The following is an 18,743-nucleotide window of genomic DNA, read 5'->3' as shown; positions in this document are numbered from 1 at the left end:
GTAGTGATAGTAGTTGAGTGAAAAGGGGGGATTAGTGATTTTGTTGTACGGCTTTTTTACTTTTTAATTTTTACTTTTTAATTGAAGCGGAAAAATGAACATTCCATCATACGCCATAAAAAATAACCAGTTTACCTTGATCATGGTTATCATGGTTATTGTGATAGGCGTTAGTACGATGTTAAACATGCCGAGGTCTGAAGACCCCGAAATGCGTACCCCAATGTTTCCGGTAGTTGTGGTTTATCCAGGAACTAGTCCGAAAGATATGGAAGAGTTGGTGGTTAAACCTATGGAAACTAAAATCTATGGTTTAGATGATATTAAGCGCATTAAAACAACCATTTTAGACGGTTTGGCTGTACTGACGGTAGAATATAAATTTGAAAGTGATTACGACAGTAAATATCAGGAGTTAGTACGCGAAATCGGTGCTTTACGAACACAGTTGCCACAAGATATTTATGATATCGATATCCAAAAAGTAGAACCGAGTGGTGTTAATGTAGTACAGCTTGCATTAATTTCGCAAAATGCATCACGTAAAGCATTAAAAAAAGAAGCAGAAGATTTAAAAGAAGAGTTAGAGAAGGTTCCGTCTTTAAAAGACGTCAAAATCAGCGGTTTGCCTGAGCAACTGGTACGTGTAGATGTGCATCCGGATAGACTGGCCCAAATGCATATTCCATTGAATACGGTTATGGAAGCTATCCAAAGTGAAGCAGCCAATATCCCGGGAGGTAGTGTTGTAGGTGGGGGGAAGTCCTTTAGCGTGAAAACCAGTGGTAATTACCAACATATTGATGAGATTAAAAACACCATTGTTTTTAGCAATGGAGGAAAGAATGTGTTATTACGTGATATCGCTGAAATTTATCCTGATTTTGCACCAGATGATCATATTACCCGCTTAAACGGCTATCGCTGTTTATTGATCAATGCTGCACAGAAATCGGGCGAAAACATTAGTAAAACACAAGAAGCATACTTGCCGGTTATCGAGAAATTTAAGCAGGCGCTTCCGAAAAATATGGATCTTGTCCTGCATTTTGATCAAGCAGAAAACGTCAACCATCGCCTTAGCGGTTTAGGAATTGATTTTCTGATTGCTGTTACCTTAGTATTGCTAACATTGCTTCCGCTAGGTAATCGGGCTTCGTTAGTGGTGATGATTGCGATACCCCTTTCACTGTCTATAGGCTTGGTGTTATTGAATATTTTTGGTTTTAGCCTCAATCAATTGAGTATCGTTGGTTTTGTCGTTGCTTTGGGACTATTAGTTGATGATAGCATTGTGGTAGTGGAGAATATTGAACGTTGGCTACGCGAAGGTCATACGAAATTAGACGCGGCAATAAAGGGTACCGGGCAAATTGCGATGGCCGTATTGGGATGTACAGCTACCTTGGTTATTGCATTTATGCCGCTCATGTTTATGCCCGAGGCTTCTGGCGATTTTATTCGAAGTTTGCCAACGGCGGTAATCAGTACAGTTATTGCTTCGATGATTATCGCACTGACAGTCGTTCCTTTTTTATCTAGTCGACTGCTCAAGGCACATGAAAATCCAGAAGGCAATGCGGTATTGAGAGCTTTCCAAAAAGTTATCCATGGTACCTATGCGGTGTTGTTAGATAAGGCGCTGAAGAAACCTTGGCTAACCATTGTAATCGCTGCCTTGATTTTTGTCGGGTCATTGAGTTTAATTCCGGTTGTTGGTTTCAGTTTATTTCCGGCCTCGGAAAAACCGCAATTTTTGATTGACATTGCTGCTCCGCAACAAGCAAATATCTACTATACGGATAGCATTACCCAGCAGATAGAGAAAGAATTGGCGCAGCTTCCAGAAGTAAATTATTATACGGCGAATGTTGGCAAAGGAAATCCGCGTATTTATTATAATGTAGCCCAACAAAATCAGCGTACCGATTTTGCGGAACTATTTGTCCAACTAAAGGAAGATGTTAAATCAGATCGAAAAGTCGAATTAATTGAACGCTTGCGGAAAAAGTGGACGCCTTATCCCGGAGCAAAGGTTGAAGTGAAGGATTTTGAACAAGGAGTACCGATCATTTCGCCAGTAGAGGTTCGCTTATTTGGTGAAAATTTAGATACCTTACGTACGCTAGCAGCTGATGTAGAACAACTGTTGAAAGAGACAGAAGGTACGCTCTATGTAAATAATCCGGTGAAAAATTACAAAACAGATATTCGGCTCAATATTCAGAAAGAGAAGGCGTTGAGTTTAGGTGTTCCCAGCGTAGCTATTGATAGAACCGTAAGAATGGCTATTGCTGGCATAGATTTAGCCACTTATAGCAATCCGGCGTCAGATGATGACGATTATCGTATCCGGCTTAGTGTTCCGCATAAAGCCTATCCGGATCTGTCAGTGCTGAATACCCTCTATGTGAATAATGTAGAAGGAACTGCTATTCCGTTGAGGCAATTGGCTGATGTTAGTTTTGAATCGTCTCCCGTAAGTATTAATCACATTAATAAGATAAGGACTATCTCCGTAAATGCTTTTGTGAAAAAAGGATATCTTAATGATCGGGTGATTCAGGCCGTTATTGACCAAATGAATGCTAAAAAGCTTCCAGCAGGTTATCATTATGAGATGGGTGGAGAAGTAGAAAGTAGACAGGAATCTTTTGGTGGTTTTGGAACGGTGATTATGGTGACGGTATTTCTATTTATTGCCGTGCTGGTATTAGAGTTCAAAACATTTAAAAGTACGTTGATTGTACTCTCTGTTATACCACTGGGTATTGTGGGAGCGGTATTGGCCTTATTAGTAACCGGTAATACCCTTTCTTTTGTAGCTACCATCGGAATTGTTGCGTTGGCCGGAATAGAAGTCAAAAACACTATTTTATTGGTTGATTTCACCAATCAATTGCGACGCGAGGGGATGGCATTGGATGATGCGATAGAAAAGGCTGGCGAAATCCGTTTTTTACCGATTATCCTTACCACCTTAACGGCGATCGGCGGCTTATTGCCCATTGCGTGGTCGAGCAATCCGTTAATTTCTCCATTGGCTATTGTCATGATAGGCGGTTTAATCAGTTCAACCCTCTTATCCCGTGTGGTAACGCCGGTAGTCTATAAATTAATGCCACCACGTATTGAAGAGCAAGATGTAGTGAAAGGATAGCGATTTTTTTGGTAGCGCAGCTGGTTATTGTGTATCTTGCATAACCAGCTGCCTACATATGACAGATCAACTAACATTTTTACAAAGCGCTATAGGCTTAATTGCCGGCATACTATTTATTATTCTGCTGACCGTCCATTACCGTATTCATGCTTTTTTTGCCTTATTTGCAGCCTGTTTGCTGGTTGGCCTTGTGCTGCAAATCCCATTAACGGATAATATACGGATAGCAAAAGAAGGATTTGGTCAGGTGGTGGGCTCGCTGGCGCTGTTAATTGTCTTAGGTACAACATTGGGTATGCTTTTGGCACATACACATAGCACTATGGTCATTGCAAACTTTATTTTATCTATTGTAGGTGCAAGGCGGTCTGCCTTAGCGATGAATATTAGTGGATTTTTAGTGGGTATGCCCATATTTTGTGATTCAGGTTTTCTCGTGCTCAATGGATTGAATAAAGCCCTGGCAATGAAATCGGGGACATCAATGCTGGTTATGGCTTCCTCACTGGCAACGGGTTTATATGCGGTTCATTGCCTAATGCCCCCACACCCAGGAATAGCTGCGACAACGGAAACCATTCAGGCCGATTTTGGCAGTGTTCTGTTTTATGGACTGCTAATGGCTATCCCAGCAGCTTTCTGTGGTTATTTATGGTCGCGTTATGCGGGAATGAAAATTGTCAGACAAGCAATTGTAACGGAAGATGAAGGGGATTTAGTAAAACAGCATCCCACCTTGCTTTTTGCACTATTACCTATTGTAGTTCCCATTGGTTTGTAGTTCCCATTGGTCTTATTGCTTTACGTTCATTTTTAGTGAGCAATGTGCAGACAACCATTTTGTGGAAACAAATGCTTTTTACTTTAGGTATGCCTGAAGTTGCCTTGATGATTGGCATTGTGCTGGTATTTGTTGGTAATAAAGGGTGGAGCAGGGAAACGATCACGAAGTTATTTCATGATGGTACGGAAAAGGCCGCCAGCATTTTATTGATTATCGGTGGAGGGGGTGCCTTTGGTGCCATTTTAGCACAGGCTAATATTGGTGAACATTTTGCAACTTATGTGTCTATATCGAGTTTAGGGCTGTTTTTTCCATTTTTGGTAGCCGCTGTATTGAAAACAGCTCAGGGCTCATCTACCGTTGCCGTTATTACTGCTGCTTCTATTGTTGCACCTTTGTTAGTTACATTGGGACTAGAAAGTGAGACTGGTCGTATATTGTGTGTACTTGCCCTTGGTGCTGGTTCAATGATGGTTTCCCACGCAAATGATGCCTATTTTTGGGTTATAGCCAAGTTTTCCGGCTTACCAATGCGGGAAATGTTGAAGGTTTATAGCGTTTCTACATTGATTATGGGAATAGTATCCATTGGTTTTATTTATTTACTATCACTAATTATCTTGTGAAAAAAAGAAAGTGTTCCATATTAATAGCACCCAATGCTTTTAAACATAGTCTGAGTGCAACACAAGTTGCAAAGGCTATTGGAAAAGGCATACAGATGAGTAAGCTGGAAGCTAGTCTGCATTATTTTCCCATTGGAGATGGCGGTGATGGCACAATCGATTTAATAATCGATCATTTAGGAGCCAAACGAAAATCAAAGGAGGTAACCGGTCCGCTTGGAAAACCTATACAAGCGGAGTATGGAATAGCCGCCGACGGTAAAACGGCATTTATCGAATTGGCTAATGCATCCGGCATAAAGTTGATAGAACCGGAAGATCGCGATCCGCTAAGAGCGAATACTTATGGTACGGGAGAGCTGATGCTGAATGCTTTGGATGAAGGTGTTGAACAGTTGATTATTGGGATGGGTGGTTCTGCTACCGTTGATGGAGGTTGTGGTATTTTAGCCGCTTTGGGCGCCCGTTTTTATGACCAAAGTGGAAATGTATTATCTGCCTATCCGGAGCAGCTGATGCATGTTGCCAAGGTAGATTTTGATGGATTGGACGCGCGTTTGCATCGGATTACCATTGTTATCCTCTGCGATGTGGTCAATCAGCTTTTGGGAGACTCCGGTGCGGCAGCCATATTCGGCCCACAAAAAGGGGCCAGCTCCGAGGATGTGCAACAATTAGATCGTTTTCTAAACCAATTCAGTAAAGCGCTTAAACGCGTAACCGGTAAGGATATGTCGCACGTCATTTCTGGTGGAGCAGCTGGTGGGGCAGCTGGCGGACTTTACGCAGCATTAAATGCACGGTTGGAACATGGCATTGATTATTTTATGAAGCTGACAGGGTTTGAACAAGCTTTAATGGATACAGATGTATTGATAACTGGTGAAGGAAGTTTGGACAGCCAAACCTTGGAGGGAAAAGGCCCATATGGCGTTGCGCGGAAAGCGAAGGAAAAAGAAATACCAGTAATTGGTATTGCGGGAAAAGTACCACTTGTTAGCAATGCGGCAATCGACGAAGTATTTGACGTTTTATTGGCTATTGGAAATGAACCGATGTCTTTAGTACAAGCGCTTGAAGTTAGCCGGGAAAATTTGATAAGAATTGGTAAGGCAATAGGAAATCTGCTTCACCGAAAGCCGAGCTAGAGTCAGCTCCCGCTTTCGCAAGAGCTTCCTTTTTGTTAGTCGTGATGGCAAGATTGCCCAGTTAGGAGCACAACAAGCCATTTCTTAGGAAATTTTGAGGTGGTTTTTTTTCATTTCTTTGAGCCGATTCTGTTGGCGAGGCGGTCATAGGCAAATCGCTACCATGACTAGTTTTACATAGTTTTTCATCATTGTGTTTTGTTTTCAAAGGTGATGAAGCTTGTATGAGCTGTTTTATGTCCATTTTCCTTGGCAGCTCATGCAGGTTTTGTTGAGCTTCACGCAGAACCGTTACAAATATGTTACGGAAATTTTGCGTGCTAATTGAAAAAAATTATAGCAACAGTTAGCGCCAAGGTGTTTGAACACCACAAGAAAGCTAATGGCATCTACAATGTTAAAATTTGTGTTTACTACAAAAATTTAAGGAGGTAAAGTAAATGCCCAGCTTAGAAAAATCGAGATGAAAGTAATGAAGTTAAAAGCATCTAAAAAAGAAACAGCGAAGATCGCTTCTTCATTCGATTACCCGAATTGCATTTGGTTAGTTCCATGTGCAATTCGTTGGAAAGATTTTAAATACGTAAATTTGATTGATTATAAAAAATGTAATTTGGTTTTTTATCACCTCGACGAAGGAACATTTGGAAGAACTCAGAAATACGGACGAACAATGATATTGAAAGAAAGGATCGGCTATAACTACCTGAAACACCTGCTTACCGTCGCCTTTTCAGCCATGCTGGTTATGGGGTATGCACAGGAAGAGGGAGAACAAAAACAGCAGGAAGAGAAGCGACAGGCCAGTGAGAAACGGGACGAAGGGCAATCTACGCCTATGGAGTCCATTGATGTCGTACGTGATTACCGGCCGATGCTGGCCGATGCCGTAAAGATCCGTCGGAGTCCGGATATGGATATCGACCGCGAAGCGCTTGCGGCCGAGCTACGCCGTATCGCTGCCGCCACCTATTTTGCAAACAACAAATTCAAACAAGTTTACTACAGTAAACTAATAGAACGGCATCCGGACGCTTCACGCAACAATATCGATAATTTCCGGATCGGCTCCATCGCCTATCTGGCAGGCGAACACGAAAGAGCGACCGCTATTCTGCAGAAGGTGACGGATCCGGATGCCTTTTATCAGGGCGCGTTAATTGCTTTGGGGCAAATTGCTGTAGAAACCGGCGATAAGCAACGTGCACGGGATGCGTTTGCCAAAGCGTCCAAGCTGGATTTCGATCAGGCATCGAAATTAGATGGGCTGTTTAACTATGCTAAAACCTTATATGAATTAGACTCTGTACAGGCTGCTCAGAAAGTTCTCCAGCAATATATCGCTCAGAAAAATGCAGGTAGTGAACCTGATGCCGAAAAAAAAGAGAGTGCGGAAACACTATTAGCTGAGGTCTTATCGGGCACAAGCAATTTCCACGCAGGGGTAGCTATGCTGGAATTTTTCAAAAACAGGGGTCGGGAAGCCGATAGTACCTATCAGAAGGTGACGTATTACCGGGGATTGGAGTTTTATAATGAACGTGCTTTCGAAAATAGCATATCCCTGTTTATGCGATCGGAGAAATTCCCGATTGATACGAAAATGGCAGCGTTGGCCACCTATTGGAAAGCAGAGGCGATGTATGAAGTGCGCAAGTACGGCGAGGCGGTGGATAACTTTTCCCGTTTCCTTCACTTGCCCGCCGCGCGAAACACCAATGTATACAATTATGCAAAATATGGCCTGGCTTATGCGGCGTTCCGCAACAGCAGCTTTCGCACAGCTGCCGATTATTTTGAACGCTTTTTGGCTAGCGAGGGAAGTTCGCTGGAGGAAAATGTACGTCATGACGTGACCGCACGTTTGGGCGATTCGTATTTATCCCTACGCGATTACGGCAGAGCCAACGAATACTATGACCAGCTGATCAACAGCCAAGCGCCCAATCAGGACTATGCCTTGTTCCAGCGCGGTATTCTCCAGGGATTGCAGGGCGATAATGAAGCCAAGCTCAGCACGCTACGTTCAGTTGTTGAGCAATTTCCAAGTTCAAACTATGCGGATGACGTAGCTTTTGAGATTCCATACACCTATTTCACTACCGGAGATTATGATGCCGCCATCGAAGGGCTGCAGCAGATGATCGAACAATACCCCCGCAGCAGCTATGTCCCCAGGGCTTTGATGACCATTGGGCTTGTCCAGTACAATAAAGATGACACCGACGCGGCAAAGGCCACCTTCCAGCGGGTGATAGAGAAATATCCAACAACCGAAGAGGCAGGGCAGGCGCTGCGTTCCATTGAAAACATTTACCTGGATCAGGGTGATGCTTCAAGTTATATTGATTACGCAACCAGCACTAATATTGGTGATCTGAGTGCCGCGGAGCGGGATAACCTGGCGTTCCAAGCAGCTAATTCTTTGTTTACCAGGAAGGCGTATGAACCGGCTGTAGAGGCGATCAATGCGTATTTTGATAAATTTCCGAAACCCATACAGGAAAAACATGCCCGTTATATCCGTGGGGTGAGTTTGTACCATACCGGGCATCCGCAGGAAGCGCTGCACGACCTGAACATTATCCTCAACGACTGGACGAGCCCGTATACGCAGAACACCTTGCTAACGGTGGCCGCATTATACCTGCGTTTGAAGGAATACAACGAGGCCATCGTGCATCTTAAAAAACTGGAGCTCACTTCAGCATATAAAGAAAACTATGGCTACGCGATAACCAACCTAATGATTTGTTATTTCGAAATTGGCGACTTGGAGCAGGTAGCTAAATATATAAAGTTGATAAAGGATTATGATCGGGCATCTGAAGAGGATATTGCCATGACACACCTATACAGTGCGCGGACCATGCTGCAAGAAGGGAATGTCGAGCCCGCCATGAAGGAACTGAGTCTGGCGGCGAAGAGCCAAACGGCAGTCGGCGCAGAGGCACGGTACCGCATGGGGCAACTGCAGTATGAAAACAAAGAATACGACAAAGCCCAGAAAACGGCCTTTGATGTGATCAACAACATGGGGTCACAGGACTATTGGGTGGCCAAGAGCTTCATCCTGCTTGCGGATGCCTATGCGGGCAAAGGCGATAAACTCCAAGCGAAGAAGACGCTGGAAAGTGTGATTGAAAATTATGAAGAAGACGATGACGTCATTCCTTTAGCAAAAGAACGTTTACAGAAATTGAACAATAAGTAACAGCCATGTTTTCAGGCATGCACGCGGTCGCGTTTTGCCCAGGAAGAGGAAGGGAGGGACGAAAGGCTTACTATTATTGATTCCATCGCTCATTAAAGTTTTCAATATGATTGCTGATTGTTATTAAATAAAGCTAATTGATTACATCTATTTCCGACACAATGAATGAGAAAAAGAAAGGGCACGGGTACCTTGATATGCCTTGTATTATCTATGAGCCAATCGTGAACCAATTGAGCCAATTATGAGCCATTAGAAATTTTGGCGTTTTAATGGAGACTGTGGTTTAACATTTGTCAAGTTTATAAATTAACTCTTCAATTTCTGTTTGTCGTGCGTTTGCAAAACCTTTGTCAGAGCCGATTTTTACAAAACCACATTTTTCTAAAATTTTTTGCGAACCGAAATTGTCAAACGCAACTCGTCCGAAAATGGGTCTTGTCGTTTCAATGTCAAGGAAGTTTTTTAATGCTGTTGTCGCAATGCCTTGTCCCCAAAACTTTCTACCTAACCAATACGTAATTTCAGCTTGGTCTCCTATTTCAAACTTTGCAATACTTCCTACAATTATATTGTCCACCAAAATTGTCTGATTGTTTACGGTCGGGTTGCTCAATAGTTTTGTGTATTTGGTCAGATATGCTGTTTTGTCTGTATGGTCTTTGGGCATAAATGCAGCTAAATATCCACCTTCTCTGTCAAGTTGAAACTTAAACAAAGTGTCCAAATCTGCTATTTCTGTCGGTCTAAGTTTTATGTTAAGTTTGGTTTCTGTCATTTTCAGTTTGTTTAACGTTGCGGGTCTACAATGACACCCACTTATTTATAACCCTCATAAAATGTCTCCAATACAACTACAATAGGACGGCTTTGCGCAACTTATGTGAGAGATTATACAGTCAGCACTAAGAGTGGCAATCTGATCTCTATAAGACAGCTATTGAGGTATTAATCCAACAATTTCCAGACAAAAAAAGTCATTCTGCACGTAAATACACTTACAAACGTTTAAGGCTCATTCGTTGATCAATTTGATCTGTCTATATTCTGATAGTTCCACGGAATAAGGTCTATGTGTATTTCTCCATATAATGGTTCTATTTCGCTTATTCCCTTCTCTGTATTTACCCTTACCTTGCTCCTCAAGAAAGGAAAACAGAAAAAGTTTGTGGTTAGGAAAAATAAGCTCTTCACCTTTAATAATCGGATCTTCTTTAAAAAGCTTACTCATTTGCGTCAGCAATTGTATAGGATCAGTAGAAAAAATCGGTATTCCCCGAAAATGTAGTTGCTGTGCTCTGTTATCTGCGAGGATTTCCGTCAATTGATCCGCTTTATATTCAAGTGAGATTCCGGAATCTCTGGACTCCGTACAAACATCGTCCAGTTCCTCCCCCACAATTTGCAGTGCATCCATCGCATTTTTTAAATCCTCTGCAGTGAAAAACTCGCTGAATTGGTTAAAAGTGTCCTCCAGATTTTTTTTCTTCTGCTCCAGGCTTTCCTTATTTTCATACGTTATTAAACCAATCTCTTTATAATCCTGTACCTCCGATTTCCTCATCAAAAATCGTATCGGCCCCAATCCTTCAAGAGGAAGTAATTCCCAAAAGGGTGATAGTAAATCTTTACTCCGCATTCAACAAATATAAATAATCTCAGTGATTGATGTAAGAATAAGGGGAGACTCGTTTGTCACAAGCTAATGTTACAGAACGTCTTTAATTCACTAACGCTTTTAATTAGTATGGTCAAATTTTTCGGCGATAATCCCTAAACATTGATCAAAGGCATATTCAGTATCATCTGTCCAAATTTCATGATTTGCTCCATCCAAGTCAATATATACGAACTGGGCATAGATTACCCAGCAGAGAAAATTGAACAAGAACGGGTGTTTACGAAAAAAAGCAGCCATATCTTCCGGTTTTTTCGGTTCGTCATACCACAATATAAAGATATTGGGCCACTTTCCATAAAAAAGCGAACAAAGAAAACCGTTTTCCCGTCCCTCAAGGGTTCCTATTATTGATTGCATCTTGTTTTTATTGGATTTCTAAGACTACACTGTTCGCTACCAGATCACCCATGTGATTACGTTGCAATTTGGGTACGGTATAAGTGTATTCCTGCCTGTAAATGTCAAAAAGTCTCAGGTATAGCCAGTGCTCTATCTCGAAGCATTGGTAATCGCTTTTTCGGAAAAGAAAATACCTTCCTTTAATGTTGAAAAAGCTGTAATCTGCCTCGTTGAACCTTATCGGTCTTTTCTTTTTCGTTTCCATAGGGATCGGCAACGGTTCCTGTTCCGGTACCGGGTGTACAATTTCGGCATGTTCATGCAGGTAAAGCCATGCTTCCCATTGCCACGGCTTTTGTTTTACCGCTTTTTCGAGGTAATTATAAATGTGTGAAACCGCTTTTTTTACAAACACCTGTCTATCCATTTCCTTATCCGGCAGAATCGGCGGAAAAAAATCCAGACAGGGCACAAGCGTCCATTGCCTTGTGGAGATTACGGGATATATCGGAACGGAAGCAAGATAAGAAATGAATGCTGCTCCGGCCCTTGCCCTGATCCGTTGGTTGAGAAAAGGCACGGATAGCAGGTTATGCGAGGCCGTCTCATCCCCTGCTCCGGTATTTCCATCCATATAGATCAGTATACTTTTTCCGTTCCGCAGCTCCCTGCTTATCTTCAGCACACTGTTCCGGTCATTGGCATCTATCAGATCAAAGCCGAGCATCTGCCGTTGCCGTTCATCATATTTCCGGTTAACCAACTCATTTTCCTGCTGTAGACCATTTTTTGAAACGAGCAGTACGAAGGGTATGCCGTTCTTTGCCAGATAATGCCCGATCATCCTGAAAGACCCACTGTGAAAGGTACAGATAATCCCTGGTCTCTCTTTGATGTCCCTTAAAGTATAGCCGTGGAACCGGACTTTAAGGTTATCCGGTAAACCGGAAAGCGATTGCTCGGCATATGCCTGTTTCTGGTTATTCAGCAGTCTATAAAAAGTTGGTTCATGTGCTTTGTATTCTAGGGATAGAAAATTGCGGAAACTTGCACTGACTACCTGAAATTTATACCAAAGTGAACTAAGCGGTGCATAAGGATGCTTCTTATTTCCGGAAATAAAATATCCGGCAGATATTTTTATCCTATCTTTTATCATAGCCTGAAAAATTGGCCCGACGGTAAACCTACCGCCGAGCGGTGAAACTATTTGTTAAAGCCCTTCATAGGGAATACATTTATCCTGTTTTTCTGATACCTCCATAAGAATGGCCAGCGCCGTTAAGGTAATCGGTGCGCCGAAAAGTTTGCCCACCCTGAATTTTGCTCTTTTACGTTTCATCTTTCTTTGAAATTATTTTAAACCAATGCCTACTCTCATCAAGGGTTTTCGGTTACGCCCTACTTATGGCCATAAGGTTTTTTAGGATATCCGCTAACGAATTTCGGTGGGTGCATAAGGTGTTTCAATCTATTTGGTATGAATGGCAGGATTCTATAGGTGAAAGTTCTTTTTCTGTATGTGAAGGTTATAACCATCTCTGCTGCTATCATTTTTCATAAACCGTCAACATTATTAGCAAAATATTTGTTTATACTAAAAATATTAGCATAACTTTGTGTACTTAATCTAACTTAGTGCAGTATGGTAATAGGTGATAGAAACATCATCCACATGGATCAGGATGCATTTTTTGTAGCGGTAGAGATACGTAAAAATCCAAAACTGAAAGGCGCTCCCGTCATTATCGGTGGTACTTCCGACCGTGGTGTTGTGGCCAGTTGCAGTTTTGAGGCACGTAAGTACGGCGTACACTCGGCCATGCCTTCCCGTATGGCCAGGCAGCTCTGCCCGCATGCCATTTTCGTCAGGGGTAATATGGACGAATACAGCAAGGCCAGCCATGAGATCACGGATATCCTTATTGAGCGGGTACCCCTTTTGGAGAAAGCATCCATTGATGAGCATTATATTGACATGACCGGAATGGAGCGTTTTTTTGGCTGCATGAAATTTGCCCGTGAACTGCGTGAAAAGATTATTAAAGAAACCCATTTACCTATCTCGTTCGGACTGTCCGTAAACAAATCGGTCAGTAAGATGGCGACCAACGAATGTAAACCCAATGGTGAGAAGCAGGTAGAGAAAGAGGCTGTCAGGCCATTCCTAAATCCCCTTTCGATAAAGAAGATACCGGGGCTTGGTGATTCGACTTTTATCAAGCTATCCGAAATGGGTATACGTTATATCGGCAAGTTGACAGAAATCCCGCAGGAAATGATGTTCAAAATGCTTGGCAAAAACGGCATCTCCCTATGGCAGAAAGCCCACGGAATAGATAATGCACCCATAGTGCCTTACCGTGAGCAGAAATCCATTGGCACCCAATCCACCTTCGATGCCGACACAATGGACATCGCATCAATAAAAGATTTACTCTTGGCGATGGTGAACCACCTTGCTTTTGAACTCCGTCAGAAAAAGAAACTTACTGCCTGTATTACCGTTACGATCAGGTATTCGAATTTTGAAACCGTAAGCAAACAGGCAAAAATTCCTTACACTTCACTGGATGATGTGCTGGTAAACAAAGCACATGAGCTTTTTGACATACTCTATGACCGTAGGATGCTCCTGCGTCTGGTAGGTGTTAAATTCTCCCACCTCGTTGGCGGCTTTGAACAGATTGAACTGTACAGCAATCGGGAAAAACTCTATAACCTGTACCAACAGATGGATAAAATACGTAACCGCTATGGCGTGGATGCCATTAAAGTTGCCCAGATCATGGACACAGACTATTAGCCATGTTCCTCAACGTCCATTCACATTTCAGTTTGCGTTATGGCACGATGTCCATTGAACGTATTGTGGAAACAGCAGTAAAATTGGGTATTACTGAAATGGTGCTGACCGATATCAATAACTCATCCGGATGCATGGCTTTTATCCGGCTCTGTAGGCAAGCAGGGATACGCCCCATTATTGGTATGGAGTACCGGAAAAATAACAGGTTGCTTTATCTGGGCATTGCCAGGAACAAAGAGGGGATGCGGGAACTGAACGAGTTTCTTAGCGAACATAACCTGAATGGCACCGAGCTGCCCGAACGGGCACCTGTATTCCGGAACGCTTATGTACTATATACCCTAACGAATGCTCCCCAACAGCTCGCCGATCATGAGCGTATCGGCATCCGTCATACCGAACTGCGAAAACTGATCCGTAAAGACCTTTCATCCATCAGGGAACGTCTGGTAATCTTTCATCCTGTCACTGTTGCCGGCAAGATTGAATACCGCTTGCACGAATATCTGAGGGCAATTGACCTGAACACACTTTTAAGCAAAGTCGGGCAGGAAGACACATGCGCACCGGATGAAAACTTCCTTTCTCCGTTGGTTCTGGAACAGCTATTCGATAGTCACGCCTATATCGTTGAAAATACCAGGGCATTGCTGAAAAACTGCCACACGGACGACTATGTTTTTGGCAGGTTGAACCGTAAGACCTTTACGGGCTGTAAACAGGATGATATGGCCCTGCTGCGCAAACTCTCGGCAGATGGCATGGTATACCGTTATGGGCCGGATGATAAAAAGATCGCAAAAAAGATACTGGATGAACTGAAGGTTATTGATGATCTGGATTTCTCGGCATATTTTTTAATTGTGTATGATATTATCCGCTATTCCATGAGCAGGGGATATTACCATGTTGGCCGTGGAAGCGGGGCAAACAGTGTGGTTGCCTATTGCCTGCGCATTACCGATGTAGACCCGATCAAGCTCGATCTTTACTTTGAGCGCTTTCTCAACCCGAAACGTTCCGCACCGCCTGATTTTGACATCGACTATTCGTGGGATGAAAGGGAAGATATACAGGACTATATTTTTAAGCGCTATGGTAAAAAATATACGGCGCTGCTCGGAACAATGAGCACCTTCAAAGACCGTTCGGTTATCCGTGAAATAGGAAAAGTGCTCGGCCTTGCCAAGTCGGAGATAGACAGTTTTACCGATCCTACACAGGATGCACGAAACAGGGATAATGCTACCTTTAACAGGATCATGGCAATATACACCTATATGAAGGATATGCCCAACCAGCGGAGTATCCATGCAGGGGGTATCCTGATCTCCGAGGAACCGATTACCTATTATACCGCATTGGATTTACCACCCAAAGGTATGCCTACCGTTCAGTGGGACATGTATGAAGCGGAAGCTATTGGACTGGACAAGCTCGACATACTTTCACAGCGGGGCATTGGTCATATCAAAGAAGCGGCCAATCTTATCCTGGAAAATAAAAAGAGAAAAGTGGATGTTCACGATGTCAGGTCCTTTCTGGTAGATGAAAAGGTAAACTTCCAATTGAAGTCGGGAGATACCATTGGCTGTTTTTATATCGAAAGTCCGGCCATGAGGCAACTGCTAAAAAAACTGAGATGCGAAGATTACCTGACCTTGGTTGCAGCCAGTTCCATTATCCGCCCTGGCGTGGCCTCTTCGGGGATGATGAAAAATTACATTCATTATTTCCATCATCCCGATGAGGTACAGTACCTGCATCCGGTGATGGAAGAACAGCTACAGGAAACCTATGGGGTAATGGTGTACCAAGAGGATGTTATCAAGGTATGCCATCATTACGCAGGACTTGATATGGCCGATGCCGATGTGTTAAGGCGCGCCATGAGCGGCAAGTACCGATCAAGGGAGGAGTTTGATAAGCTGGTGGAAAAATTCTTCGCCAAGGCAGCCGAAATAGGACGGGATGGGGAAACCACAAAAGAGGTCTGGCGGCAGGTGAGCAGTTTTGCCGGATATAGTTTCAGTAAGGCCCATTCAGCGAGTTATGCCGTGGAGAGCTACCAGAGCCTTTACCTCAAAACCTATTTTCCGATGGAATTTATGGTTGCGGTGCTGAACAACTACGGTGGTTTTTACCAGCGCTGGCTGTATGTACATGAACTGAAGAAAACAGGTGCCAATGTCCATCTGCCATGCGTGAACCATAGCGAAGCTAAAGTCTGTATTAACGGTGCGGACGTTTATCTCGGCCTGATCGGTGTGCAGGGACTGGAAAACCATTATGTGGAGAAGATACCGCAGGAACGCAGGGAACGTGGAATTTACCAAAACTTTGAAGATTTTATCCGGCGCACCTGTATTACATTGGAACAGTGTATCCTATTGATCCGTTTAGGGGCATTGCGCTTTACCGGAAGGACTAAAAAGGCATTGCTGTGGGATGTATACAACTACCTCGGTCAGACTACCAGACCCAATAACCATTCGGAACTTTTTGCGGTGCCCGTAAAAAACTATAAAATGCCCGATCTGCCCGATGAACTGTTGGAAAGTGCCTATCAGGAACTGGAACTTTTGGGCTACCCGTTATCCCTGTCCATGTTCGATCTGTTGAAAACGGATTATAGAGGGGACGTTAAAGCTGATAACCTTATCCGTTATGAGGGTAAAACGGTAAAGATGCTAGGCAACTATGTCTGTGAAAAAACCGTCCATACCAAAAACAACAAAAAAATGTGGTTCGGTACTTTTTTGGATATTGACGGAAATTTCTTTGATACCACGCATTTTCCGAACAGTACACCGATATATCCCTTCAGGGGAAAGGGATGTTATCTTATCGAAGGGAAAGTGGTAACGGATTTTGGTTTTCCGAGCATAGAGGTCACGAGGTTCGCCAAGCTACCGATAAAGGATAATCCCGTAATAGGATAAAAATTCATAAAATAAAAAGCCCCAACACCGCTTTGGGATCTGGCACAAAGATAGGTTATTTTTATAAGGGAATGTTATCTTTGTATATGCCTGATAAGAAAGAAAACCAAAGCCGTAGGCAGGCCAACCAATATGACAAGATACTTCGGGAGAATCTCGAAGTTACCCTGCCTGTCATTATTAGAGAAATTCTGGGATTGGATATCATTGAAAGCGAAGAGTTACCGGATGATGTGCAGCATACAAAGGAAAGAAAACCGGACGCATTGAAAAAAGTTACCGATACGACGGGCAATACGTTTGTATTGCATGTGGAATTTCAGGTAAAGGACGAAAGCGATATGATTTTTCGCATGCTGGAATATTACGCCATGCTGATGCGCAGGTATCGTCTTCCGATAAGGCAGTATGTTGTTTTTTTGGGTGATGCTGATCCGCATATGCACACAGGAATGGACACGGACAACCTGAAGTTCAATTACAACCTTGTTTCTGTCCATAACACAAACTATTCCCTGTTTTTAAAATCTGACAATCCCGAAGTAAAAATGTTGGGAATTTTAGGTAACTTTGAGGGAAATGACAGTTACCTTGTTATCAGGGAGATTATTGAAGGCGTGAAATCGCATACAACAGGTGACTTCGCGGAGAGCAGATATTTCAAGCAATTACGTATCTTTGTACAATTGCGTAGCAGTCTGGAAGCACAATTTGAAAAAGCTATGGAAACAATAAGCAAATTTTTTAAGGAAGAGAAAGATTTTCTTTATCGCAAGGGTGAACATAAGAAAGCCGTTGATATTGCCCGTGAAATGAAAAAGGACGGGCTGCCTATCGCCCAGATTTCCAAATTTACAAAACTCCCTATCAAAGAAATCGAGAAACTATAATACTTTTTCATAATAATAAATAATGACAAAAGCCATCCCATATGAGATGGCTTTGTTTTTTGGCAATACAGTATATTATTTTTCCTAATTTTGTATTAGCTTTATCCGAAGCCCTCTATTACTTCCCAAACGTATCCTCGGAGGGGTTCTTATTTTTAGGTTATTCCATTGAAATTCCCCAAAAATAATTTCCTTCATATATCAATATAGGCTGCTGGAGCAAAAGAAGGTATTTCCCAAAATCGTTGTTAACGAGCCACCATTCACTGATCTGTTTCCGCTCATACTCGAATGAATGCTGTTCCTGTATTTCAACTTCCAGACAGAACTCTCGGTACAGGAGATCGATATTATCCGGTTCACCATTTAACAATAGGTTTACTTTAGCCAGATCAGTTTCGAGTTGCCGCAACCGTAGGTTTGCGAATTCCGGAGTGTACCGTTTGCCCTGTGCATCCTGATAGAAATAAAGATTATGAATGTCCGCCATTGTAAAAGGGGGTTCGTCCATTTCAAAATCGTGATAGAGAATGGCATTGATCAAGTCTGTCATCGGTGCAAGTAAATGGATGGATTCGTGGTTCTTTGTTGAAATTTTCATTGTATAAAATTTGGTTAAAAAAATAGATTAGTTAACCCACAATAAAACCAATATATTTAACTTCGCGACATGACACCGGAAGAGTTGCAGGAATATTTTGAGCAAAATCCACCTCCTAAAGAAGTACAATGGAAGGAATGGGCTAAGATAACCGATACAAAAAAATTTATAGCTAATTCATTAATATGCATAAGACAGAGCAATAACTATAACAAGTGCCCAGACTATTGGCATCTAGTTGAATTTTACCAGGATATACAGAATGGTAAGATATAGCAATTGCACAATCCAACTTGCCATATTAAAGCATAGAGAATATTAAATTGACGTTATTCATCCAAAGAATATTCGTAACGTCTGGAAATTTTTCTTCCCTGAATGGCTTCAATCTTCAGCAAATAGGATAGCCTTACCGATACTTGTTTTTCGAGTTTGTGGATATGCACTTCACCCGCCATTTTGCCAATGCGATGTTAGCTGTAGCCTTTCAATACACTTTCAGAATTTGTCCGCTGATATTCTGCTCAATTGTTTTTTCATACGCTT

15 protein-coding genes are annotated in these 18,743 nt (G+C 42.5%); 9 read left to right on the top strand and 6 right to left on the bottom strand.

Annotated features, from left to right (window positions below; all coding sequences use genetic code 11):
• Positions 1-94: 94 nt before the first annotated feature.
• From ABD930_RS10455 to ABD930_RS10435, 5 genes are all read left to right on the top strand, one after another.
• A complete protein-coding gene (locus ABD930_RS10455) occupies positions 95-3,160 on the top strand; it encodes an efflux RND transporter permease subunit (RefSeq protein ID WP_345231662.1) in 3,066 nt (1,021 codons plus the stop codon).
• A gap of 58 nt (positions 3,161-3,218) precedes the next feature.
• Positions 3,219-3,944 (top strand): GntP family permease, encoded by a 726-nt coding sequence (locus ABD930_RS10450; RefSeq protein ID WP_345231661.1) that lies wholly within the window; start codon positions 3,219-3,221, stop codon positions 3,942-3,944.
• 35 nt (positions 3,945-3,979) lie between these two features.
• Entirely contained in the window at positions 3,980-4,573 is a 594-nt protein-coding gene (locus tag ABD930_RS10445) for a GntT/GntP/DsdX family permease (protein ID WP_345231660.1), read from the top strand.
• A complete protein-coding gene (locus ABD930_RS10440; RefSeq protein ID WP_345231659.1) occupies positions 4,570-5,721 on the top strand; it encodes a glycerate kinase in 1,152 nt (383 codons plus the stop codon). The genes ABD930_RS10445 and ABD930_RS10440 overlap by 4 nt, the downstream gene beginning before the upstream one ends.
• 463 nt (positions 5,722-6,184) lie before the next feature.
• Complete coding sequence (locus ABD930_RS10435) at positions 6,185-8,935, top strand: tetratricopeptide repeat protein (protein WP_345231658.1); 2,751 nt, start codon at positions 6,185-6,187, stop codon at positions 8,933-8,935.
• A 286-nt stretch (positions 8,936-9,221) separates the two neighbouring features.
• On the opposite strand, the gene ABD930_RS10430 is transcribed toward ABD930_RS10435, so the two are convergent.
• From ABD930_RS10430 to ABD930_RS10410, 5 genes are all read right to left on the bottom strand, one after another.
• Positions 9,222-9,713 (bottom strand): GNAT family N-acetyltransferase, encoded by a 492-nt coding sequence (locus ABD930_RS10430; RefSeq protein WP_345231657.1) that lies wholly within the window; start codon positions 9,711-9,713, stop codon positions 9,222-9,224.
• Between the two features lie 237 nt (positions 9,714-9,950).
• A complete protein-coding gene (locus tag ABD930_RS10425; RefSeq protein ID WP_345231656.1) occupies positions 9,951-10,574 on the bottom strand; it encodes a hypothetical protein in 624 nt (207 codons plus the stop codon).
• Between the two features lie 99 nt (positions 10,575-10,673).
• The gene (locus tag ABD930_RS10420; protein ID WP_345231655.1) at positions 10,674-10,973 is read right to left on the bottom strand and encodes a hypothetical protein; all 300 of its coding nucleotides are present in this window, start codon (positions 10,971-10,973) and stop codon (positions 10,674-10,676) included.
• 7 nt (positions 10,974-10,980) lie between these two features.
• Complete coding sequence (locus ABD930_RS10415; RefSeq protein ID WP_345231654.1) at positions 10,981-12,114, bottom strand: LpxL/LpxP family acyltransferase; 1,134 nt, start codon at positions 12,112-12,114, stop codon at positions 10,981-10,983.
• A gap of 54 nt (positions 12,115-12,168) precedes the next feature.
• On the bottom strand, positions 12,169-12,297 hold the full coding sequence (locus ABD930_RS10410; RefSeq protein ID WP_345231653.1) for a hypothetical protein: 129 nt from the start codon (positions 12,295-12,297) through the stop codon (positions 12,169-12,171).
• Between the two features lie 303 nt (positions 12,298-12,600).
• Here ABD930_RS10410 and dinB point away from each other — a divergent pair, with 303 nt between their 5' ends.
• From dinB to ABD930_RS10395, 3 genes are all read left to right on the top strand, one after another.
• The gene (gene dinB, locus ABD930_RS10405; protein ID WP_345231652.1) at positions 12,601-13,761 is read left to right on the top strand and encodes a DNA polymerase IV; all 1,161 of its coding nucleotides are present in this window, start codon (positions 12,601-12,603) and stop codon (positions 13,759-13,761) included.
• Positions 13,762-13,763: 2 nt separating this feature from the next.
• Positions 13,764-16,706, top strand: coding sequence for a DNA polymerase III subunit alpha (locus tag ABD930_RS10400; RefSeq protein WP_345231651.1), 2,943 nt, complete (start codon positions 13,764-13,766; stop codon positions 16,704-16,706).
• An 86-nt stretch (positions 16,707-16,792) separates the two neighbouring features.
• Positions 16,793-17,596, top strand: coding sequence for an RpnC/YadD family protein (locus ABD930_RS10395; protein ID WP_345231650.1), 804 nt, complete (start codon positions 16,793-16,795; stop codon positions 17,594-17,596).
• 160 nt (positions 17,597-17,756) lie between these two features.
• On the opposite strand, the gene ABD930_RS10390 is transcribed toward ABD930_RS10395, so the two are convergent.
• Positions 17,757-18,197: a hypothetical protein gene (locus tag ABD930_RS10390; RefSeq protein WP_345231649.1), complete on the bottom strand. Its 441-nt coding sequence runs from the start codon at positions 18,195-18,197 to the stop codon at positions 17,757-17,759.
• A 69-nt stretch (positions 18,198-18,266) separates the two neighbouring features.
• On the opposite strand from ABD930_RS10390, the gene ABD930_RS21860 reads away from it, so the two are divergent.
• The gene (locus ABD930_RS21860; protein WP_425571126.1) at positions 18,267-18,473 is read left to right on the top strand and encodes a DUF6965 family protein; all 207 of its coding nucleotides are present in this window, start codon (positions 18,267-18,269) and stop codon (positions 18,471-18,473) included.
• Positions 18,474-18,743 lie beyond the last annotated feature (270 nt).

Source organism: Olivibacter ginsenosidimutans (genome assembly GCF_039542865.1).
Lineage (GTDB): Bacteria > Bacteroidota > Bacteroidia > Sphingobacteriales > Sphingobacteriaceae > Olivibacter > Olivibacter ginsenosidimutans.
Note: the sequence above shows the minus strand (reverse complement) of the source record. Positions and strands in the feature narration are given on the sequence as shown.